General features: G+C 66.9%; 17 protein-coding genes. 14 read left to right on the forward strand and 3 right to left on the reverse strand.

The window, feature by feature from the left end:
• The first annotated feature begins 113 nt into the window (after positions 1–113).
• Positions 114–953, forward strand: a complete 840-nt coding sequence (locus tag ACFWF1_RS03735; protein WP_379283022.1) for an HAD family hydrolase — start codon at positions 114–116, stop codon at positions 951–953.
• Between the two features lie 154 nt (positions 954–1,107).
• Here the strand turns inward: ACFWF1_RS03735 and ACFWF1_RS03740 are convergent, their stop codons facing one another.
• On the reverse strand, positions 1,108–3,801 hold the full coding sequence (locus ACFWF1_RS03740) for an N-acetylmuramoyl-L-alanine amidase (RefSeq protein ID WP_379283021.1): 2,694 nt from the start codon (positions 3,799–3,801) through the stop codon (positions 1,108–1,110).
• Positions 3,802–4,138: 337 nt separating this feature from the next.
• Between ACFWF1_RS03740 and ACFWF1_RS03745 the strand changes: the two genes are divergently transcribed.
• Positions 4,139–6,160, forward strand: a complete 2,022-nt coding sequence (locus ACFWF1_RS03745; protein ID WP_379283020.1) for a SpoIID/LytB domain-containing protein — start codon at positions 4,139–4,141, stop codon at positions 6,158–6,160.
• Between the two features lie 106 nt (positions 6,161–6,266).
• Here ACFWF1_RS03745 and ACFWF1_RS03750 read toward each other — a convergent pair whose 3' ends face one another.
• Positions 6,267–6,767 (reverse strand): MarR family winged helix-turn-helix transcriptional regulator, encoded by a 501-nt coding sequence (locus tag ACFWF1_RS03750; RefSeq protein WP_379283019.1) that lies wholly within the window; start codon positions 6,765–6,767, stop codon positions 6,267–6,269.
• Between the two features lie 107 nt (positions 6,768–6,874).
• Here ACFWF1_RS03750 and ACFWF1_RS03755 point away from each other — a divergent pair, with 107 nt between their 5' ends.
• From ACFWF1_RS03755 to ACFWF1_RS03775, 5 genes are all read left to right on the forward strand, one after another.
• Entirely contained in the window at positions 6,875–7,804 is a 930-nt protein-coding gene (locus ACFWF1_RS03755) for an EamA family transporter (RefSeq protein WP_379283018.1), read from the forward strand.
• A 64-nt stretch (positions 7,805–7,868) separates the two neighbouring features.
• The gene (locus ACFWF1_RS03760) at positions 7,869–8,645 is read left to right on the forward strand and encodes a MerR family transcriptional regulator (protein ID WP_379283017.1); all 777 of its coding nucleotides are present in this window, start codon (positions 7,869–7,871) and stop codon (positions 8,643–8,645) included.
• 73 nt (positions 8,646–8,718) lie between these two features.
• On the forward strand, positions 8,719–9,315 hold the full coding sequence (locus ACFWF1_RS03765; protein ID WP_379283016.1) for a hypothetical protein: 597 nt from the start codon (positions 8,719–8,721) through the stop codon (positions 9,313–9,315).
• A gap of 93 nt (positions 9,316–9,408) precedes the next feature.
• Positions 9,409–9,963, forward strand: coding sequence for a hypothetical protein (locus tag ACFWF1_RS03770; RefSeq protein ID WP_379283015.1), 555 nt, complete (start codon positions 9,409–9,411; stop codon positions 9,961–9,963).
• A gap of 84 nt (positions 9,964–10,047) precedes the next feature.
• The gene (locus ACFWF1_RS03775) at positions 10,048–11,481 is read left to right on the forward strand and encodes an amidase (RefSeq protein ID WP_379283014.1); all 1,434 of its coding nucleotides are present in this window, start codon (positions 10,048–10,050) and stop codon (positions 11,479–11,481) included.
• 33 nt (positions 11,482–11,514) lie between these two features.
• On the opposite strand, the gene ACFWF1_RS03780 is transcribed toward ACFWF1_RS03775, so the two are convergent.
• Positions 11,515–12,147, reverse strand: coding sequence for a TetR/AcrR family transcriptional regulator (locus tag ACFWF1_RS03780; RefSeq protein ID WP_379283013.1), 633 nt, complete (start codon positions 12,145–12,147; stop codon positions 11,515–11,517).
• Positions 12,148–12,254: 107 nt separating this feature from the next.
• On the opposite strand from ACFWF1_RS03780, the gene ACFWF1_RS03785 reads away from it, so the two are divergent.
• The 7 genes from ACFWF1_RS03785 (at position 12,255) to ACFWF1_RS03815 (ending at position 21,348) form a co-directional block, all read left to right on the forward strand.
• The gene (locus tag ACFWF1_RS03785; protein WP_379283012.1) at positions 12,255–12,977 is read left to right on the forward strand and encodes an SDR family NAD(P)-dependent oxidoreductase; all 723 of its coding nucleotides are present in this window, start codon (positions 12,255–12,257) and stop codon (positions 12,975–12,977) included.
• Between the two features lie 369 nt (positions 12,978–13,346).
• Positions 13,347–14,576, forward strand: coding sequence for a UDP-galactopyranose mutase (gene glf / locus ACFWF1_RS03790; protein ID WP_379283011.1), 1,230 nt, complete (start codon positions 13,347–13,349; stop codon positions 14,574–14,576).
• Positions 14,573–16,513, forward strand: a complete 1,941-nt coding sequence (locus ACFWF1_RS03795) for a glycosyltransferase (protein WP_379283009.1) — start codon at positions 14,573–14,575, stop codon at positions 16,511–16,513. Before glf ends, ACFWF1_RS03795 begins: the two co-directional genes overlap by 4 nt.
• Positions 16,514–16,575: 62 nt before the next feature.
• Entirely contained in the window at positions 16,576–17,127 is a 552-nt protein-coding gene (locus ACFWF1_RS03800; RefSeq protein ID WP_379283407.1) for a phosphatase PAP2 family protein, read from the forward strand.
• A 1-nt stretch (position 17,128) separates the two neighbouring features.
• On the forward strand, positions 17,129–18,055 hold the full coding sequence (locus tag ACFWF1_RS03805) for a decaprenyl-phosphate phosphoribosyltransferase (protein ID WP_379283008.1): 927 nt from the start codon (positions 17,129–17,131) through the stop codon (positions 18,053–18,055).
• A gap of 4 nt (positions 18,056–18,059) precedes the next feature.
• Positions 18,060–20,024: a flagellar motor control protein ZomB gene (gene zomB, locus ACFWF1_RS03810; protein ID WP_379283006.1), complete on the forward strand. Its 1,965-nt coding sequence runs from the start codon at positions 18,060–18,062 to the stop codon at positions 20,022–20,024.
• Between the two features lie 241 nt (positions 20,025–20,265).
• Entirely contained in the window at positions 20,266–21,348 is a 1,083-nt protein-coding gene (locus ACFWF1_RS03815) for an alpha/beta hydrolase (RefSeq protein WP_379283005.1), read from the forward strand.
• Positions 21,349–21,478 lie beyond the last annotated feature (130 nt).

Raw genomic sequence — 21,478 nt, forward strand, 5'->3', positions numbered from 1 at the left:
GACGGCCGGTCGGACGCGAGGGCAGATTCTGGGGGTTCGACTGATGGCTCAGCTCCGCTGATGCGCATCTTCCTGGCGATACCCCCGGCACTGCGAGTCGGTCGTCCGGCAGGATGGAATGGGTGACCCTCCTGCACCTGCCCAAGCCGAAGATGGTGGCGACCGATGTCGACGGCACCCTCATCGATCATGACGAGCGGGTCACCGCGCGCACCAAGGCCGCGGTGGACGCGCTGATCGGCGACGGTGTGCCGTTCGTGCTCGCCACCGGACGACCGCCGCGCTGGATCGATCCGGTTGTCGACGGGCTCGGCTACGCGCCGCTGTGCGTGTGCGGCAACGGGGCGGTCATCTATGACAGCGCCACCGATCGGGTGCTGGCCAGCATGACGTTGGACGTGGCGACGCTGTCCTGGATCGCGGACCTGGCCGAGGAGGCGCTGCCCGGGTGCGGGCTGGCGGCCGAACGGGTCGGCGAGAGCGCGCACGACGCGGTCACCCCGCAGTTCGTGAGCTCACCGCTGTACGAGCACGCCTGGCTGAACCCGGACGACACCACGGTCGCCCGGCACGAGGTCATCGACGCCCCGGCGATCAAGATGCTGATCCGACTACCCGGCGCGCGCAGTTCCGACATGCGCGCCGTGCTCGCCCCACTGCTCGGCGAGCGCACCGACATCACCTACTCCACCGAGCACGGACTGATCGAACTGTCCGCCCCCGGCGTCACCAAGGCCTCCGGCCTGTCGATCGTCGCGCAGCGCCTCGGCGTCGAGCCCGCCAACATCGTCGCGTTCGGCGACATGCCCAACGACGTCCCCATGCTCACCATGGCAGGCCACGGCGTAGCGATGGCCAACGCCCACCCCGAAGCCATCGCCGCCGCCGACGAGGTCGCCGAATCCAACGCCGACGACGGCGTAGCCCGCATCCTCGAACGCTGGTGGCTCTGAACAAGCCGCCGCACCGGCACCTTAACGAATTCGCTTGCGGCGCAGCGGTTTGCGAGCTGTTCTGAGTGCGGTGCGTGAGAAGTGCGCGGCCGGGGGAACGCAGTCGGAGCCCGCGGCTGTTGGCTGCGGGCTCCGAGTGGTGGCTTGGTCTGGATCAGCCTGCTGGTTCGGGGGCGGGGGTCGGGAGGAAATCTTCGGGGGTCGGGAACTTGAGGGCGTCGGGTGACGGAGAGGGGAGATCAGCCTGCGCCGGGGCCGGGACGTCAGCGGGAGCCGGCGTCTCGGCGGGTGCGGGAACCTCAGCGGGAGCGGGGGATTGGGCCGGGATGGGGGCTCGGCCGGGGGCGGGGCGGGCCGCGTCCTGCTGGTAGGTGTCGTTGTAGGTCTTCCATACCGTGGTGACGATGCCGGTCACCTGGTTGAGGATGAGCGAGCCGTATTGGAAGTCCGAGCGTTGGCCGTTCGGGACGTTGTAGGCGTCGCTGGTCGGGAGGCCGAGGACGCCCGCGTCGCCGCCGAGTTGCAGGAAGCGGTCGAGGATCTTGCCGAGTACCTCGATGACCTTGCCGTCGGGTGCGGTGTAGACGTAGCCGTTGGCGAACTTGGCGTACTGCTGGCCCTGCGCGGCGGGCAGCGGCTCGGTCTGCGCGGCGCCGAGTGGGCCACTGGGACCGCCCTTGTCGGACCAGTGCTTGGCGATGGGGTTCTCGTTCACCATGCCGAGCAGCTTCTTGGTGAGGGCGGCGAGCGTGCTGAGGTCGGGCTTGTTGCGCGGCGCAGGCTGCGGGGCCGGGCTGTTCGCGGTGCCGTCGGTACCGGTGCCGGTCCCGTTGTTCGCGTAGCTGTCGGTACCGTCGCTGTTTCCGCTGTTCGCGGTGCTGGCGCCACCCGCGACACTCGCGGCGATTTCGCGAATTCGATCCATTTCCGCATAGGCGGCATCGCCGGGGCATGCGGTGTTGCCGACGTCGCGGTGGGCGAACACGATCGGCAGGTTCACCGCCTGGCCCATCGCGTAGGAGGTGTACTCCGTGCCCTCGGAGTACATGGTGGTTTTCCCTTGCGGGTTGAGATGCGCGATCTTGGCGCGCCAGCCGATGAAGTTGCCGATCGCCTGGATCGATTCTTCGGTGGGCGGTTCGGAGGAGTAGTTGCCCATCAGCGCGACACCCGCGGTGTTCTCGTTGAACCCGCCAGCGTGCGCGCCCTGCACCGCGCGGTCGAGCCCACCGGCGCGGCCTTCGAAGATCTGACCGTACTTGTCGACCAGTGCGTTGTACCCGATGTCGCACCAGCCCAACGTTTGTGCGTGATAGGTGTAGATCGCGCGGACGATGCCCGCGGACTCTTCCGGGGTGTAGTCGTTGCGTCCGGCCGTGTGGTGCACGGTGATGCCGCCGAGGCCGTCCTTGCCGGGGCCGTCGTCGTAGGTGGGTTCTTCGCAGCGGATGCTCTCGTCGGCGCCCCAACCCTCGCGGGAGATCACCTTGGGTCCGCCGCCGGGTGCGGGCGCGGCGACCTTGTGCAGTGCGCCGTCGATGGCGCCGCGGCCCGGATCGATCAGGACGGCGGTGAGGTCGACGCCCGACATTTGGGCGGGATCGTCCGAGCGCGGTGCGGGCTGGGTGGCCTGGTCCGGTGCTGTCGCGGCGGCGTTCTTGCGGGTGACCAGCATCTGCACGGCCTTGGTGGTGCCGACGTAGAGCGGTTCGGTGCCGGTCTTGCCGCCTGCCGCGGTCCGATCGGTGCGGCGGGTGTCCACCGGTTCGGTGTTGAACCAGGGACCCCAGCTGCCGTCGGGTTGGCGGGCGCGCAGCATCGCCTTGGTGTTCGTCAGATCGGCGGCGGTGAGGGCGACGACGCTGAAGGGCGTCTCCCGGGACAGTTCTTTGACCTGTGCGCCGACCTGGTCCGCCAGCTCAGGCGGGACCGCGCCGGGGGTCAGTGCGGGTGTGTCGGGTGTAGTGCCCGGTTCGAGTCGGCTGGGGTCGGCGACGAAACGGGTGCTGCTCGGCAGAGGCTGGGCGGGCGCCTGCGCGGTCTGCCCGGAATTGGGGACTTGACCTGGCATGGAGCCGGGCGCGGTGACCTGTCCCGGGACGGAACTCTGCGTCGGTGCGGCCGCCTGGCCCGGAATGGTGCTCTGGCCTGGTGCGACGGCTTGTCCAGGAATGGAGTTCTGGGCTGGTGCGGCAGCTTGGCCCGGAATGGTGTTCGGGCCCGGTGTGCCGGCTTGCCCGGGAATGGAGTTCTGGGTCGGCGCGGCGGCCTGGCTTGGAGTGCCGTTTTGTTTCGGTGCGGCGGCTTGGCCTGGAATGTTGTTGTGGTTCGGCGCTATGGCCTGCCCGGGAAAACTGTTCTGACTTGGCGCGGCGGCCTGCCCGGGGAATGGTGTCTGCCCTGGTGCGAGGCCCTGCCCGGGAGTGGCGTTCGAGCCAGGTGCGGTGTTCAGACCTGGTGCGCTCTGCTGGCCGGGGGTGGCCGGGTGTGGACCGTTCAGCTTCGGTAGCGGAATTTCTTTCGGTAGTTGCACACCGGGCGGCAGTGGTAGTCCATCGGGAATGGGAATTGACGCCGGTAGCGGCAGCATCCGCAGATCCGACAGATGCAGATCCGGCAGATCCAATCCGGTGAGTTCGCGCAGCGGCAGCACGATATCGGGCGCCGAGTTCAGCACCACCTCGGCCAGCTGCGCCGGTACGGCGGCGAGCTCGGAGCCGGTGGTGGTGCGGTAGTCGGGCGAGTCGCTCATCGTGAGCGCCGCGAGCGGGGCCGCTACCGCAAGCGTGGTGACAACCGGGAGGACGTAGGAACGTTTCGGTTTGCGGTAGGGCACGAGCGTCTCCATTCAGGTCGAACCAGTGATCGTGTGCAAAACCAGGGTTGCTTCCTGATGTATCAACGATCACAATAGTCACAACTGTCACATATCTAAACCTCTGGTTGAGGATTATGTGATTGCTCGAATGTAGCTCTCGGAATGCGGCCGGATGGAACGACATGCCGACAGGTATCCAATCCGCCCGGCCCCGGAATACCGTGGGAGTGAACGGATGCGACGCCACATAGCACCGGAACGAAAGAGCACGGGGGGAACACAAATGCGGGTGAAATCTGCGCGCAGAGCGAAACGAGCGGCTCGCCGGGGACAGCGTCGGCGCGGGCCGGGACAACCTGCGCTATCCGTGCGGTCAGCGCTGGTCACCGGCGGTGCGACGCTGACCGCCGGTGCCGTGCTGGTGCTGTGGATATGGCCGGGGGAAACGCCGTATCGGACGGTGGCCGGGCCGGGCCACGGGCGCGGGATGAGCCAGCTCGGCGCGTTCGCGAGCGCCCAGGAGGGGCAGACCGCGGAAAACATCCTGGCGCATTACTACCCCGGCGCCACGCTCGGCACAGTTCCGGCAAACACCGTCGGGATCCGGCTGACGGCACAGGACGACGCCACGCTCGACACCTTCGCGGGCGCCGGCCTGCGCGTCGCCGGTCAGCTGGTCGAGGCGGGGCAGGCCGCGCATCTCACCCCGCTGCCCAACGGCGGCGCGAACGTGGTGGTGACGGTCGGCTGCGACGGTGACGTGCTGTGGCAAGCGGCGACCGACGATCCGTGGGTCTATCCGATCGACCCCGGACCGAACCGGCCCGCCGCGGAACACCTGACCCTCTGCGGAGGTTCGGCGTATCGCGGCGCGCTCGGGGTCGCGACGGAAAACGGCGCGGCACGCACCGTCAACCGCGTCGACGTGGAGGACTACCTGCTCGGCGTGCTCCCGGCCGAGGTGCAGGCCAACTGGGCGGACAAGGGCGGGGCCGAGGCGCTGAAGGCCCAGGCGATCGCCGCCCGCTCGTATGTCCTTGCCGAGCACCGTTATTCGTACGCGCAGAGCTGCGACACCACCGACTGCCAGGCGTATCCCGGCACCGCGAAGGAAGATCCGCGCTCGGCCGCCGCCGTCGTCGGCACCGCGGGGACCGTGCTGCTGCGCGATGGGCGAATCCTGCGCTCGGAGTACTCCTCCGCGCCCGGCGGTGGCGAACCCGCCGACATCTACACCTTCGAGGTCGGACCCGCACTGACCGATCTCGCGCCCAATGCGCCGACCGCTCCGGTGGATCCGCGGACGAAGGTCGCTGTCGGCGAATCGCCGATCGATATCGAGTATCGCCGAATCGGTGGCGCGGCAAGCAAAGTCGGTCAGCCGCTCGGGCCGGAGATGGCACTACCGGAACACGCCGGAACGTATCGCATGTTCACCAACGGAGTCATCATCTCGACGGCCACCCTCGGCGCACAGGTCGTCGACTTCACCACACTGCTGCAATTGGTGCCCGATCCGCAGGCGCCGAAGGGCGGTCCGTCGAAGGCGAGCGTGCCCTCCGCTCCATCGGGCGCTGTTGTGCCCGAACAGGTTCCGTCGGCCGCGAGCGTTCCGCCGGTACCCGCGCCAGCTGGTGCCACCGCACCGCCGGTGCCTGAATCAGTCCCGTCCGGTGCGAACGCCGCACCGGTCCCTGAATCAACGCCCTCTGGTGTCAACGCAATACCGGAGCCCGCGCCGCCAGCTGCGGATACGCCTCCGGTACCCGCGCCGCCTGCCGACGTGGCGCCCATGCCGTCCGATGCCAGCGGAGCGCCTGTCGCCGCGAGGGTTCCGACTGGTGCGACCGTTACTCCGGTACTCGAGTCCGCTCCGCCCGCTGCCGCCGTTCCGCAGGTGTCAGAGTCTGTCCCGCCCGGCGAGGGTCTGCCGCAGGTATCAGAATCGGTTGTGCCTGTTGCCGATACGTCGCCGGCGGCGGAGTCGATTCCGTCCGTTGTGAGTGTTCCGTCGGTGTTCGGGTCCGGTGCGCCCGCGGTGTCAGTGTTCGAGCTGGTTCCCTCCGATGCGGATGGGCCTTCGGGTTTCGAGTCCGAGTCACCGAGTACGGGCGTTGCGCCGGTGCCGGAGTCCGTGCCGTCCGGTGTCAGCACAGTGCCGGTGCCCGAGGCGGTTCCGTCCGGAGTGCGTGTGCCGCCTGTGTTCGAGTCGGCACCCCCGGTCGGTTACGTGCCGCCCGCGAATTCGGTGACACCCGGTAGCACGGTCGCACCGACGACGGCGGCTACTCCGACACCGCGGCCGACGCCGGGGATTCCGATCCCGTCGGGTGGTGCGACCAGTAGTCCGCTGTCACCGGGATCGTCAGGACCTGCGGCGCGGCGATGATGGTGACTGAGGCGGTCTAGGCGGACATTTTTCGTTGCGCCGCAACGGTAGAAGGCCGCTGACCGTCGAAAGTGTCCGGCGAGGCCGGGCTTTCGATATACCCGAGTCACTCCGGCGCACCGTCCCCGAGCGATTCCGTCAGTGTCCGCAACAGCCCGGCGAGCTGCTCGCGCGATTCCAGGTCCAGCGCCGCGAGTATGCGCTGCTCGTTCGCCATATGCTTCGGCAGTACGTCGTCGATCATCTGGCGCCCCGCCGGGGTGAGCCGGACCCGGATCACCCGGCGGTCCGACGGGCACGGCATGCGTTCGACCAGGTCCTTGGCCACCAGCCGGTCGATCCGGTTGGTGATCGCGCCCGAGGTCACCATGGCCACCTTGATCAGCGCGCCCGCGGTGAGCCCCTCGTCGCCACCGGAGCGGCGCAGCGTGGCGAGCACGTCGAACTCCCAGAACTCGATCCCGTACTCGTTGAAGAAGTGCTTGAGTTCCTGCTCGAACAGGCGCGACAGCCGTTGGACACGGCCGATCACGGCCATCGGCGAGACGTCGACCTCCGGCCGCTGCTGGTTCCAGTGCTGGATGAACAGGTCCACCGCGTCTGCCATGGCCGCTCCTCTCTACTTTAAGAATCTTAACATTGATCTACTTGACGTTGAGGCACCCGGGCGAGTAGATATTTCAACGTTGAGATTATCAATGAGGAGCGAACGACATGACCCCAAGCACCACCCCGCGCACCGGAAACTCATACGCGGGCACCCTGGCGCTCACCGCCCTCACCCCCATCGTCTGGGGCTCCACCTACGCCGTCACCACCGAGTTCCTGCCGCCGGACCGCCCGCTGTTCACCGCGCTCATGCGCGCACTGCCCGCCGGTCTCGCGCTGCTCGCGATCACCAGGGTGCTGCCGCGCGGCATCTGGATCGGCCGCGCCGCCGCCCTCGGCCTGCTGAACATCGGCGCCTTCTTCCCCCTGCTGTTCCTCGCCGCGTACCGGCTGCCCGGCGGTGTCGCAGGCGTGCTCGGCGCGGTCGCGCCGATGTTCGCGCTCGGCCTGGCCACCGTCGTTCTCGCCGAGAAGCCCAACGGGCGCAAGGTGATTGCCGGTCTGATCGGCGTCTTCGGTGTCGCGCTCGTGGTGCTGCGGGGCAATGCGCAACTCGATACCGTCGGCGTCATCGCCGGACTCGCCGGTGCCGCGTCCATGGCGGCGGGCACCGTGCTCACCCAGCGGTGGGGACGGCCGGCGGGGGTCGGCCCGCTCACGCTGACCGGTTGGCAGCTCACCGCAGGCGGTCTGTTCATCCTGCCGCTCGCCCTGCTCATCGAGGGTGCCCCGCCCGCGCTGGACGGCGACGCGATCGGCGGCTACCTCTACCTCGGCGTCATCGGCACCGCGGCGGCCTACTGGCTCTGGTTCCGCGGGATCTCCAAGGTGCCCGCCACCTCGGTCGCCTTCCTCGGTCTGCTGAGCCCGGTGTCCGCCGCCGTGATCGGCTGGATCGCGCTCGGTCAGTCGCTGAGCCCGCTGCAGATGATCGGCCTGGTCATCGCGCTGACCGGCACGGTGTTCGGTCAGCTGGCGGGTAAGCCGAAGGTGGTTGCGGAACCGGAGGTGCAGGTCCCGGCGGTCGTGCGCTGAAACTGCCGATAAACAGGGTTGACCTTGACGTAGCGTCAACTTGCATGCTGGTTACACCGACGAGATGAGAAGGGAGAAGAGGGTCGTGCGCACCGAATGGTCCATCCAGGATCTGGCCAAGGCGGCCGGTACCACCAGCCGCACGCTGCGCCACTACGGCCAGCTCGGGCTGCTGCCGCCGAGCCGGATCGGCACCAACGGTTATCGCTACTACGACCAGGACTCCCTGGTGCGGTTGCAACGCATCCTGCTGCTGCGAGAACTCGGCCTCGGCCTTCCGGTCATCGCCGAAGTTCTTGCCGGTGAACAGGACTCCGGTGCCGCACTGCGCACGCACCTGGAACTGCTTCGGCAGGAACAGGATCGGATCCGGCGCCAGATCGAGTCGGTGCAAACCACGCTGCAGAAGACGGAAAGAGGTGAACAACTCATGGCTGCAGAAGTTTTCGATGGGTTCGACCACACTCAATACAAGGATGAGGTGATCGAACGCTGGGGCAAGGACGCCTACGAAAGCGGCGACAAGTGGTGGCGCTCGATGAGTGCCGCGCAGCAGCAGGCGCACTTCCAGACCCACCTGGACATCGCCGCCGATTACGGCCGGGCGCACGCCGCCGGGCTGGCGCCCGATAACGACGAGGTGCAGGCCATCGTCGCCAGGCACCGCGCCTGGATCGGCGACGGCTGGCAAGGCAGGGCCGTGCTCAAGGAGGCCTTCATCGGGCTCGGCGAGATGTACGTCGCGGACCCGCGTTTCGCGGCCAACTACGACGTGCACGGCGCGGGGACCGCGGCGTTCGTCCGGGACGCCATGAAGGTCTACGCCGAGACACAGCTCTAGATCGCGCCCAACCCACGGCCGGTACGCATACTGAATGCGTGCCGGCCGTCGGCGGAGAGAGGGCATCCGAGCAATGACATACGCCAGTGAGAGTCCGCGAGCGACCGCGCCCGCGGAGCCGAGCGGAGTGATCGCGACCAGCGCGGCCGTGCTGGCCCTGCTCGCCGGGCTGTGCAACCTGTGGGGCGAGCGAACCGTGCTGAACGCCCTCGGCGCGCGCCCGCACCTCGACAAATCCCTCGCGGTCTTCTCGATCCTGGGTGCCTTGCTCGCCGCGATCGCCCTGATCTACGGCGCCATCCAACTGCTTCGCCGCGACGAAACCGCCCGCTACATCCTCATCCTCACCTCGGGCCTACTGACCGTCTTCGCCCTCATCGCCCTGGTCTGCTCGCTCACCGGCTACCAGCCCGACTACGGCATCGACTGGCTCCCGAAACAGCGGCAATCCCAAGAAATCCTCAACGGCACATTCAACGGCCTGATCGGCACCCTGACCGCCCTGCTCCATCGCGAATGGATCGCCTCACTGACCGCCGCGATCCTGCCGCTCGCAGTCTTCCTCCTGGCGTCCTCTCGCTACACCGCCCGCTGGGTGGCATACACGTCGCCACGTCTCCGCGCCGGAATTCCGGACAGCCAAACGACTTTCGGTTCTGTCGACGCGTAACCGGGCTGCCACGCTGCCGACAACCCCTCTCATCGGCTCGATCGACCGCCGATCGCGCGGTAAGGTTCGCCCCGAAACCTAGAGGGGGGTTCGATGAGTAATCCATATGGTGCACCAGGCAATCCGGTTCCGACGCCCGCGCAACGTGGGTTGTCCGGGGTGATCTGCATCGTGTCGGCGTGGCTGGGTGCGTCGGGAGTCGGCTTCGGCTCCATCTCGGCCTTCGAGTATTTCCGAACGGTCGACGCGATTCGTAAGCCGAGCCTCACAGACGACAAGTACGACGCCTGGAAACTCGCCGCAGAATTCCACAAAGGGCTGGAGGCCCTGCTGATCGTCTCGGTGCTGATGGCCCTCGTTCTTATCGCAGGCAGCTTCCTGTCCATGATCGGCAAGCCGGCTGGCCGCCCACTGGAAATCATCGGCGGCGCTTGGATTTTCATCGGCGGCCTGTTCAGCGTCACCTTCGGCGGCGAACACGGCCTCGCCGCCGATTCATTCGCCCATTGCTACATGATCGTCATCGGCGCAGCCCTGGCCTTGATCTCACTCGTCCTCACGCTAACCCGCCCCAACGCCCCCCAAGCCCAGCCCCAATACCTCCAACACCCACCCACCCCAATGCTCTACCAAACCCCACGCCCCTGAGTCTTTACCAACCGTTTTCGGGGCGGGTGTGCCGCTTCACGGAGTCTGCCGCGGGCGGGTGGATGACCGGCGACAATCAGCACCGTGACGGGTGGGGATCCGTGCGAGCCGACGACTCTGTCGGCATTCGCACTCGCGGAGGCGATTCGGGAACGGCGGCTCAGTGCACACGATGTCGTCGAGGCACACATCGAAGTGCTCGAGCGAGCGCAGCCACGAACGAATGCGGTGGCGGCGAACCGATTCGAACAAGCCAGGGCCGAGGCGCACGCGGCTGACAGGCTGGTCGCCGCCGAGTCAGCTGTGCTTCCCGCTCTGCTCGGTGTTCCGTGCACGGTGAAGGAGATGATCGGTATCGCGGGGATGCCGCATACTGCCGGTTTCGTGCGACGTCAGGGAAAGACGGCCGTGAGAACGGCATCGGCCGCACAACGGCTCATTGACGCGGGCGCGATTGTGCTGGCGCAGACGAACGTTTCCGAACTCGGTATCTGGATCGAAAGCGTGAATCGGATATACGGGCGGACCAGCAATGCGCATGATCGTCGGCGCACGGCCGGTGGTTCCTCGGGCGGTGAAGCGGTGGCAGTGGCAGTGGGTGGTGCTACGTTCGGACTCGGCTCGGATATGGGTGGTTCGATCCGAATTCCGGCGTATTTCAACGGCGTGTTCGGACATAAGCCGACGGCCGGGTTGGTACCCAACACTGGCATGTTCCCGGACACGGTCGGTGAGATCGGGCGGTTGCTGTCGATCGGCCCAATGGCTCGGCGCGCATCAGATCTGATGCCGCTACTGGAGATCATTTCCGGCCCCGACGGAACGGATTCGTTCACTCGCGCGGTAACTCTGGGCGACCCGGAAACGGTTGACTTGCAAGGTCTCCCGGTGATTATCAGCGAGCAGACCACGCTGATTCCGGCGCGGCAAGAGGTTCGCGGTGCCCGCGACCGGGCAGCTGCGGAACTAGCGCGACATGGCGCTGATGTTCGCCGGGTGCCGCTGCGTGGGATGCGGCGTGCGACCGAATTCTTCCTCACGGCCGCAGCAGAGTTCGGCGGCAGCCTGGGCGCCATCATTGCGGCCGAGGCCGGTGCTGAGCCGGTGGAAACTCTTGTGCGGCAAGCGATGAGCCACAACGGAATGACGACGTTGACTCTGATCGGCGAACGGATTCCCCGGCCCGAACGCGCTGTTCGTCGTTCACTCGCCGCCGCTCGTGCGCTGAGCGCGGAAGTCGACACCATCATCGGATCAGGCGTCATGCTGCACACTCCGTTCCGATCGACCGCCCCGCGACATCGCGCGACGTTCGCCCAACCTTGGCTGCAGACACCCTGTTCGGTATTCAACGTGCTCGGCCTGCCCGTCACCCAGGTGCCGCTCGGGTTGAGCAGCGCCGGCCTTCCGCTCGGTGTCCAGGTCGCGGCTGGCCGGGACCGCGACCATGTCGCAATCGCCGTGGCGCTGGCACTGGAGCGCGCTTTCGGCGGCTGGAGACCGCCGGTCGCGCGGTAAAGTTCGATCGATATCGAGACGGGCTTCGATGAACTATTCGTGACCTCGAAGTGATTGCATCAGTTGGGCTTCCGTGATCGGGGGGGCCGGTAGGGGGTGGGCGGCGGTGGCGCGAAGGCCGTCGAGGGTGAGGGCTAGGTGGCGGCGCCAGGCTTCGGGGGCGATGGTGGCGGTGGCCTCGAGGATTCTGGTGTGCGACCAGGTGATGAAGGCGATGTCCTCGAGGACCCAGTCGGGGCGGAGGGCGCCGGAGTGCTGGGCGCGGGTGATGATTCGGCGCATGATGCCGTGGCCGTGTTCCTGCGCGTTGGCGATGGCGCGGCTGGGGGCGGCGCGGACGGCGAGTTCGCTGAGTAGGCGGTCGGAAGCTTGGAGCTCGCAGACCTTTTCGACTAGGTAGACGAACGAGTCCCATGGATCGTCGATGGCGAGTGCTTCTTCGGCGATGCGGCCGCCCGCTTCGATGCGGTCCTCGACGGCGGCGGCGATGAGGTCGTCGCGGGTGGGGAAGCGGTTGTAGAGGGTGCCGATGGCTACGCCCGCGCGGGCGGCGACCTCCTTGAGCGGGGCGTCGAGGCCGCGCTCCTCGAAGACTGCGCGGGCGGCGGTCACCAGCGCGTCGCGGTTGCGGCGGGCATCGCTGCGTAACGGCTTGTCCACGGGCATTCGCCGATCCTACAAATCAGGGCTCCGAATTATGTTGAGCATGGGTTCAAGTTAGTGCTACCGTCGGAACTCTAACTTGAACCACTGCTCAACTTAGTGAGGTAGGCATGTCGAAGACCATCGCGATATTCGGGTTCGGGCCCGGTCTCGGTGTGGGGACCGCGCGGCGCTTCGGGCGCGAGGGGTTCCGGGTGGCGGTGATCGGGCGGAAGCCGGACAAGGCGCAGCGGCACGTGGACGAACTGGTCGCCGAGGGTATCGAGGCCGCGGCCTTTCCTGCCGACGTCACCGATGCGGCGCAGGTCCATGCCGCGATCGAGAAGATCGGCGCGACATTCGGCCGGATCGACGTCGCGATGCATGGCGCCGCGGGGGATCCCGTCGACCGCATCCCGTCCACGCTCGCGGTGGACGTGCCTGCCCTGCACACTCCGCTCGCTCTGAAGCTCTATTCGCCGATCCTGATGACCCGCGCGCTGGCCCCCGCGATGATCGAACGCGGCGAGGGCACCCTGCTGTACTCCTCGGGCTCGTCCGACAGCCGCCCGATGCCGTTCCTGTCCAACTTCGGCGTCGCCCTCGCCGCCCAGCGCGGCTACCTCCGCCAACTCGCGATCGAACTGCACGGCACCGGCGTCTACGCGGGCCTGCTCGACATCGGCGCACTCATCGGCGGCAGCAAGGCCGAACAGCTCGTCGACGAACACCCGGAGCTGTTCCCGGCCGATCTCGAAATCACCCGCATGACCAATGACGAACTGGGCGAACACTATTGGCGGATGTACACCGACCGCGACCAGGTCGAAGTCGAGGTGGGTTTCCCTGACTGACACGTGACATCCCGCACGCCGACATCGGCGTGCGGGGATTCGCCGACTCAAGCCACAAACTCACGAAGACAAGCGCCGACGTACTCGACCCTCATCCCGGAGGTCGCCGCACGGCCAGCCCCGCCGCGCACGCATTCGCCCGCCGCGCACAAAAAAGCTGGCTAATTCGTCCGCAGCACGCGAAAACAAGCGCGGCGACCGAGAACCGCTTATTCGATCGGGGGCCGATTGACGTTAAGGGCGCTTGCGGCAAACTTTGGGCTAAATCGGGATGGCTCGGACACGAAAACGTGTGTGGAGCGGGTGCTGGGATGTGCGCCGCGCGACTCCACCCAGACCTCGCGCGGACTTCCGATACTCTGGGCTCCCGTGACCGTCGCATCGTCCCCGGGTAACTCCGCCAACTCCACCTCACAGTTCGATCTGATCGTCGTCGGCTCCGGATTCTTCGGGCTGACCGTCGCCGAACGCGCCGCTACCGAGCTCGGCAAACGCGTGCTGGTGATCGATCGTCGCTATCACCTCGGCGGCAACGCCTACTCGGAGCCGGACCCGGATACCGGGATCGAGATCCACAAGTACGGCGCGCACCTGTTCCACACCTCGAACAAGCGGGTCTGGGATTACGTCACCAAGTTCACCGAGTTCACCGGGTACCAGCATCGCGTCTTCGCGAAGCACAAGGGGCAGGCCTACCAGTTCCCGATGGGCCTCGGCCTGATCTCCCAGTTCTTCGGCCGCTATTTCACGCCGGACGAGGCGCGCACGCTCATCGCCGAGCAGTCCGCGGAGATCGATACCAAGGACGCGCAGAACCTCGAGGAGAAGGCGATCTCGCTGATCGGCCGCCCGCTGTACGAGGCGTTCATCCGCGATTACACCGCCAAGCAGTGGCAGACCGACCCGAAGGAACTGCCCGCAGGCAATATCACCCGCCTGCCGGTGCGCTACACCTTCGACAACCGCTACTTCAACGACACCTACGAGGGCCTTCCAAAGCAGGGCTACACGAAGTGGCTGGAGAACATGGCCGCCTCGGAGCTCATCGAGGTCAGGGTGAACACCGACTGGTTCGACGTGCGCGACGAGCTGCGCGCCGCGAACCCGGACGCCCCGGTCGTCTACACCGGCCCGCTGGATCGCTACTTCGACTACCAAGAGGGCGAACTCGGCTGGCGCACCATCGATTTCGAGACCGAGGTGCTGGAGACCGGTGACTATCAGGGCACCTCGGTGATGAACTACAACGACGCGGACGTGCCGTTCACCCGCATCATCGAGCCGCGCCACTTCCACCCGGAGCGCGACTACCCGACGGACAAGACGGTCATCATGCGCGAGTTCTCCCGCTTCGCGCAGACCGGTGACGAGCCGTACTACCCGATCAACACGCCGGAGGATCGCGCCAAGCTGGCCGCGTACCGCGCGCTCGCCAAGAAGGAAACCGCAATGGACAAGGTCCTTTTCGGTGGCCGCCTCGGCACCTACCAGTACCTGGATATGCACATGGCTATCGGCAGTGCGCTCAGCATGTTCGACAATGTGCTGCGCCCGCACTTGGAGACCGGTGCGCCGCTCGCTGACGAAAGTGCAGAATGACCTCCCAATCCCTTGTGGAAGACATGACCACCGAGACCCGCGCGAAGTCGCTGCTCCAGCGGATCATCCTGCCCCGGCCGGGTGAGCCGCTCGACGTGCGCACCCTCTACGTCGAGGAATCCAAGACCAACGCCAAGCGCGCGCACGCGGCCACCCGCACCTCGCTGTCCATCGGCGCGGAGTCCGAGGTGTCGTTCTGCACCTACTTCAACGCGCTGCCCGCGAGCTACTGGCGGCGCTGGAGCATCCTGCCGTCGGTGGTGCTGCGCCTGGAACTGGCCGGTCACGGCCGGGTGGACGTGTACCGCTCGAAGGCGGACGGTTCGCGAATCCACGTGCAGGGCAAGGAATTCGCCGTCGCGCCCGGCACCGAGTCGGTGCACGTCGAGTTCGAGGCCGATCTCGGGCCGTTCGAGGACGGCGGCTGGATCTGGTTCGACATCACCACCGACACGGCGGTCACGCTGTTGTCCGGCGGCTGGCACGCGCCGGTCGAGGCGTCCGACGAGGGCAGCATCGCGGTGGGCATGCCGACGTTCAACCGGCCCACCGATCTGGTGAAAACCCTTGCAGCCCTTGGCTCGGACCCGCTGGTGCTGGAAAAGATCGCTGCGGTGATCGTCGCGGACCAGGGCAACCGCAAGGTGGTCGACGAGCCCGGTTTCGCCGAGGCCGCCGCGCCGCTCGGCGACCGGCTCGCCATCCACAACCAGCCCAACCTCGGCGGCTCCGGCGGCTACAGCCGGGTGATGTACGAGGCGCTGAAGACCACCGCCGCCGAGTACATCGTCTACATGGACGACGACATCGAGATCGAGCCCGACTCGATCCTGCGCGCGCTGGCCTTCGCCCGGTTCGCCAAGTCACCCATGCTGGTCGGCGGGCAGATGCTCAACCTGCAGGAACGCTCACACCTGCACAGCATGGGCGAGGTCGTCGACCGCGGCATTTTCATGTGGACCTCCGCGCCGAACGTCGAGTACGACCACGACTTCTCGAAGTACCCGCTCAAGGACCGGGACAACTCCAAGCTGCTGCACCGGCGCATCGACGTCGACTTCAACGGCTGGTGGACCTGCGTGATCCCGCGCCGGGTCGCCGAGGAGATCGGTCAGCCGCTGCCGCTGTTCCTGAAGTGGGACGACGTCGAATACGGGCTGCGCGCAAGGGATCACGGGTACTCCACGGTCACCCTGCCCGGTGCCGCGGTATGGCACATGGCGTGGAGCGACAAGGACGACGCGATCGACTGGCAGGCGTACTTCCACCTGCGTAACCGGTTGGTCGTCGCCTCGCTGCACATGCCGGGCAATGGGCGCGGCATGGTCGTCAACACGGTCAAGGCGACGCTGAAACACCTGCTGTGCCTGGAGTATTCGACGGTCGCCATTCAAAACCTGGCGATCAAAGACTTCCTCGCGGGCCCGGAGCGGCTGTTCCAGCTGCTGCCGAGCGCGCTCGGCGCGGTGCACGCGCTGCGCAAGCAGTACCCCGACGCGGTGATCCTGCCGTCGTCCACCGAATTGCCGCTGGCCAGTCACCTGGAGGTCGGCGCGGTCGCCGAACCGGCCAACCCGATCGCCAAGGTGGTCCGGCTGGCCAAGGGCGTGGTGCACAACTTCCGCCCCGCGCACACCCAGCATCACGAGACCCCGCAGTTGAACGTCCCGACGCTGGACGCCCGGTGGTTCCTGCTGTCGCAGGTCGACGGGGTCACCGTCACCACCGCCGACGGCCGCGGCGTCGTCTACCGCAAGCGCGACCCGCGCCAGGCCCTCGGCCTCTTCAAGGAAGCCCTGCGCCTGCGCAAGGAACTGGCCGCGCGCTTCCCCGAGATGCAGCAGCGCTACCGCGCCGCCCACCCGCAGCTGACCAGCACGGCGGCTTGGGAAAATGCCTTCGGCATCGATGCCGAGACGAAGGGTGACAAGCAGTGAGCTTGGCGGACAACACTGCGGTGAACAAGCCGCTGCAGAGCACGAACGGCCACGGCGGACCGGTGTCCGCGGTGCCGTCGACCGAGCCGGCGCCGCCCGAGGTGAAGATCATCAACGCGGTGCAGGCCAGGATCGCCACCCCCGAGGTGATCAAGGCGGCCCGCGGCATGTCGCACTTCGGCGAGCACGCGCTCGGCTGGGTCGGCATCGCCGCCGCGGGCTGGCTGGTCGACAAGCCGCGACGCAGACAGTGGGCCGGGGTCGCGGTCGGCGCGGTCGGCGCGCACGCCGCCTCCATCGTGATCAAGCGGGTAGTCCGCAGACCCCGCCCGAACGATCCGTCGGTGCAGGTCAACGTGTCGACGCCGAGCAAGCTGAGCTTCCCGTCCTCGCACGCCACCTCGACGACCGCAGCGGCGGTGTTGCTCGGCAGATTGACCGGGCTACCCTTGCCTGCGGTGCTCGTCCCACCGATGTTGCTGTCCCGGGTCGTCCTCGGGGTGCACTATCCCTCCGATGTGCTCGCTGGTTCGGCGCTCGGTGCCGCGTCCGCCGCCGTTGTGCTTGCCGCCGAAAAGAGATTCGATGACCGCCACAGAAAGAGCCTTGGTTGACATGAGCGAAGAGCCGACTGGTGCCGACCTAGCTGAGGCGGTTGTCAAGGGCCCGCCGAAGACGTTGGCAGGCGGCCTGTTCAAGGCTGTCCGGCCGCGGCAGTGGGTCAAGAACGTCCTGGTGCTCGCGGCTCCGCTGGCCGCGGGCACGGCCAACGAACTCGACGTGCTCGGTCACGTCGGTATCGCCTTCGTGGTGTTCTGTCTGGCGGCCTCCGGCATCTACCTGATCAACGACGCGCTCGACGTCGAAGCGGACCGGGCGCATCCGACCAAGCGGTTCCGGCCGATCGCCGCGGGCGTCGTTCCGGTGAACCTGGCGTACACGCTGTCGATCGTGCTGCTCGTCGCATCGATCGCCGGATCGTTCCTCGCGTCCTGGCACCTGGCCGTCGTGATGGCGATCTACATCGGCATCCAGCTGGCCTACTGCTTCGGCCTCAAGCACCAGGCGGTGCTCGACATCTGCATCGTGTCGTCGGGCTTCCTGCTGCGCGCCGTCGCCGGTGGCGCGGCCGCGAATATCGTCCTCTCGCAATGGTTCCTGCTGATCATGGCGTTCGGTTCACTGTTCATGGCGGCGGGCAAGCGTTATGCCGAGCTGCAGATCGCGGTGAGCACGGGCGCGAAGATTCGCAAGTCGCTGGAGTACTACACGCCGACCTACCTGCGGTTCATCTGGACGCTCGCGGCCACCGCCGTCGTGGTGTTCTACGGTCTGTGGGCGTTCCAGCAGGACAACCTAAAAGACACCAATTGGTTCGCAATCTCGATGATTCCGTTTACCATCGCAATCCTGCGTTACGCGGTCGACGTCGATGGCGGCGAGGCCGGTGAACCCGAAGAGATCGCACTGGGGGACCGAGTCCTTCAGTTCCTCGCAATCGCCTGGATCGGAGCGGTAGGTGTCGCTGTCTATCTCACCTGACGAGATGTTGGTAGCGGGAGTGGAGCAAGACGAATACGCGAACGAGGGGCCGGCTGTGCAGCCGGCCCGCTCGGCGTCGCGGTACGCCTTGCTATCCCGCGCCACGTTCGTCGGTGGGATCGCGCTCACCGTGGTCCTTTTCGCCGTCGGCGGCTGGCAGCGCCGCTGGATCGCCGACGACGGCCTGATCGTGCTGCGCACGGTGCGCAACCTGCTGGCAGGCAACGGGCCCGTCTTCAACGAGGGCGAGCGCGTCGAGACCAACACCAGCACCGCGTGGACCTACATCGTCTGGTTCTTCAGCTGGCTGACCCAGGCGCGGCTCGAGTACGTGGTGCTCGGCATCGCGTTCACGTTGTCGATGGCCGCGATCGTGTTCGCCATGCTCGGCGCGAGCAGGCTGTGGGGCGGCCCGAAGTCGGTGCTGCTGCTGCCCGCCGGGATGCTGGTCTACATCGCCATCCCGCCGGCCCGCGACTATGTCACCTCGGGGCTGGAGAGCTGCCTGGTGATCTGCTGGCTCGGCCTGCTGTGGTGGCAACTGATCCGCTGGAGCCAGGCGGAGCGGGTCAAGTTGCCCGGTCTGTTCGGCCTGGTGTTCCTCGCGGGGTTGGCCCCGCTGATCCGTCCGGAGATGACGCTGGTCGGCGGGCTCGCGCTGCTGATGATCGTCATCGCGCCGATGCCGGAGTCCCGGCTGCGTCCGATCGTGTTGCGCGGCTTGATCATTGTCGCCGCGGGCCTGGTGCCGATGGGGTACCAGATCTGGCGGATGGGCTACTACGGCCTGCCCTATCCGAACACCGCGGTCGCCAAGGACGCGGGCGGCGCCAAATGGCATCAGGGCTTCATCTACCTCTGGGATCTGGTCGGCCCGTACTACCTGTGGGTGCCGCTGCTGGTGCTGCTCGTCGCGGGAGTCGTTGCGGCGCGCGGCAAGTCCGCTGAGCTCGCGGACCCGGCCGGGCGGCATGCCGCACCGGAGGAACAGTCCCGGTGGAACGCGCACCGGGTTCGGGAGTGGCTGCGCTCGCCCGCCGCGGTGGTCACCCTGGTGCTGCTCAGCGGATTTATCCTCACCGTGTACGCGCTGCGCGTCGGCGGCGACTTCATGCACGGCCGCATGCTGCTGGCGCAGCTGTTCCTGTTGCTGCTGCCGGTCGCCGTGGTGCCGATCCGGCTGCCGGTCGGCGGGTTCCGGGCCGCCACGGCCGCCGACTGGTCCTTCGCGGTGGTGCTGTTCGCGTTGCTCGGCACCGCGGGCTGGGCGCTGTTCGCGGCCAACACGACCGCGATCAAGTCCGGCACCAAGATCACCTCGACCGGCATCGTCGACGAGCGCGTCTACTACGTCCTCAATACCGGCCACGATCATCCGATCCTGGCCGAGGACTACCTGGACTACCCGCGCATCCGGCCGATGGTGGACAACATCACCGAGACCCCGAACGGCGGCCTGCTGCTGAACTCGCCGTCGTTCATGTTCTGGTACATCGCCCCGCCGCCGCAGCCGATTCCGGCGGGCGGCGCCGGGCACACCGTCTACTTCCTCAACCTCGGCATGACCAGCATGAACGTCCCGCTGAACGTGCGCGTCATCGATCAGATGGGCCTGGCCTATCCGCTCGCCGCGCACACCGAGCGACTCACCGACGGCCGGATCGGGCACGACAAGGCGCTCTACCCGGACTGGGTCGTGGTGGACACCGGCATGGTGGACAAGAAGCCGTGGATGCCCTGGTACCTGGACGAGAAGTGGGTGACCCAGGCGCGCACCGCGATGTCCTGCCCGGCCACCGAGGCGCTGCAGATCTCCTACCGCGACCCGCTCACCTTCGAGCGCTTCCGGCACAACCTGAAGCACGCGCTGACCTTCGCCAAGTACCGGATCGACCGGGTGCCGAAATACGAGATCGAACGGTGCGGTTTGGTCGATCCGTTCCCCAAGCCCGCACCGGCACCGCGCTGAGCCGAGTCACGCGGATCAGCTGAGCCGAATACCAATGATCAACACGCACACCGGGTTCCCTTCACAGGGTGCCCGGTGTTCGCTTTGGGCAGGTTTCACAAAATTCGGGTACATCCCTCTGTCTCGGTTCGATAACGCCACTGTCACGATGACGCGCTAGGCTGCGAAAGTACGCCCGTCATGACGTCAACTAGTTGTGGGCATCGGCGGGTCATCGTGAGACAACGGCCGATGCTGTTGCATGAACGAGAGGTCGAAACTGATGCGAGGCGTGTTCGGGCGTCTGAATACTCGAAGAGCCGGATCGTGGCTGAAGCGTTCGGCGCTGGTGTCCATGGCGATTCTGCTGCCGCTCGGGGTGTCGGTGGCAGGCCCGGCCGGACCGGCGTCCGCGGCGTTCAATCCGGACGGCTTCGATTTCTGGGTCGACTCGGAGATGGGCCCGATCAAGAACCGGGTCTTCCGCGCCGCCGACGGCAATACCAGTCGCGTGGTCTACGCGCTGGACGGCATGCGGGCCCGGCCGGACCTCAGTGGCTGGGAAGTCGACACCGAGGTTGTGCGCGAGCTGACCAAATGGAACATGAACGTCGTCATGCCGGTGGGCGGTCCGTCCAGCTTCTACGCCGACTGGAACGGGCCGAGTAACTTCTTCGGCGCCGGCAGCGGGGGTTCCTCTTCCACCGGTTCCGCCAACTCCGGCTCCGGACTGCTCTCGGGCTCCGCGGGCATGGGGAAGACGAATACCTATAAGTGGGAATCCTTCCTCACCAAGAACCTGCGTTACGCACTGCGGGACCGTCTCGGCTTCAATCCGAACGGCAACGCCGTGTTCGGCTTGTCCATGGGTGGCAGTGCCGCGCTCACGCTTGCGGCTTATCATCCGGACCAGTTCCGTTACGCCGGTTCGTATTCCGGATACCTGAACATCTCGGCGCCGGGAATGCGCGAGGCGCTGCGGGTGGCCATGCTGGACGCGGGTGGCTTCAATATCGACGCGATGGCGCCGCCGTGGGGGCCGCAGTGGCTCCGGATGGATCCGTTCGTCTTCGCGCCCCAATTGAAGGCCAACAACACCCGGCTCTGGGTCTCGGCCGGCAGTGGTCTGCCGAGCGGGGCCGACGGCCTGAGCTTCAACACCGTCAACGCGATGGGACTCGAGGCGCTCGCGCTGGCCAACACCCGCGCGTTCCAGGTCCGGATGGCCTCGCTGGGCGCCGGGAACGCCACCTACGACTTCCCGGCCGTCGGTGTGCACAACTGGACCTACTGGGCGGATGAGGTCTACCGGATGATTCCGGACATGTCCGCCAATATCGGGTGATTTACGGGTAAGTCTGTTCGACAGACCGCCCGGTGCCGAGTGCATCGGGCGGTCTTTCGTTTACTAGGCGTCCAACCGGCGTTTGGTAACGAATGTGAAGGGGTAGCGGTAGGCGAGTTGTGGCATGAGT

The sequence above is a fragment of the Nocardia sp. NPDC060255 genome (genome assembly GCF_042727395.1).
Lineage (GTDB): Bacteria > Actinomycetota > Actinomycetes > Mycobacteriales > Mycobacteriaceae > Nocardia.

Excerpts from the sequence above, each read along its gene's own strand:
- ACFWF1_RS03735 (WP_379283022.1), top strand. The coding sequence starts at position 114 with ATGGAATGGGTGACCCTCCTGCACCTGCCCAAGCCGAAGATGGTGGCG.
- ACFWF1_RS03740 (WP_379283021.1), bottom strand. The coding sequence starts at position 3,801 with ATGGAGACGCTCGTGCCCTACCGCAAACCGAAACGTTCCTACGTCCTC.
- ACFWF1_RS03750 (WP_379283019.1), bottom strand. The coding sequence starts at position 6,767 with ATGGCAGACGCGGTGGACCTGTTCATCCAGCACTGGAACCAGCAGCGG.
- ACFWF1_RS03755 (WP_379283018.1), top strand. The coding sequence starts at position 6,875 with ATGACCCCAAGCACCACCCCGCGCACCGGAAACTCATACGCGGGCACC.
- ACFWF1_RS03760 (WP_379283017.1), top strand. The coding sequence starts at position 7,869 with ATGAGAAGGGAGAAGAGGGTCGTGCGCACCGAATGGTCCATCCAGGAT.
- ACFWF1_RS03765 (WP_379283016.1), top strand. The coding sequence starts at position 8,719 with ATGACATACGCCAGTGAGAGTCCGCGAGCGACCGCGCCCGCGGAGCCG.
- ACFWF1_RS03770 (WP_379283015.1), top strand. The coding sequence starts at position 9,409 with ATGAGTAATCCATATGGTGCACCAGGCAATCCGGTTCCGACGCCCGCG.
- ACFWF1_RS03780 (WP_379283013.1), bottom strand. The coding sequence starts at position 12,147 with ATGCCCGTGGACAAGCCGTTACGCAGCGATGCCCGCCGCAACCGCGAC.
- ACFWF1_RS03785 (WP_379283012.1), top strand. The coding sequence starts at position 12,255 with ATGTCGAAGACCATCGCGATATTCGGGTTCGGGCCCGGTCTCGGTGTG.
- ACFWF1_RS03795 (WP_379283009.1), top strand. The coding sequence starts at position 14,573 with ATGACCTCCCAATCCCTTGTGGAAGACATGACCACCGAGACCCGCGCG.
- ACFWF1_RS03805 (WP_379283008.1), top strand. The coding sequence starts at position 17,129 with ATGAGCGAAGAGCCGACTGGTGCCGACCTAGCTGAGGCGGTTGTCAAG.
- zomB (WP_379283006.1), top strand. The coding sequence starts at position 18,060 with ATGTTGGTAGCGGGAGTGGAGCAAGACGAATACGCGAACGAGGGGCCG.
- ACFWF1_RS03815 (WP_379283005.1), top strand. The coding sequence starts at position 20,266 with ATGAACGAGAGGTCGAAACTGATGCGAGGCGTGTTCGGGCGTCTGAAT.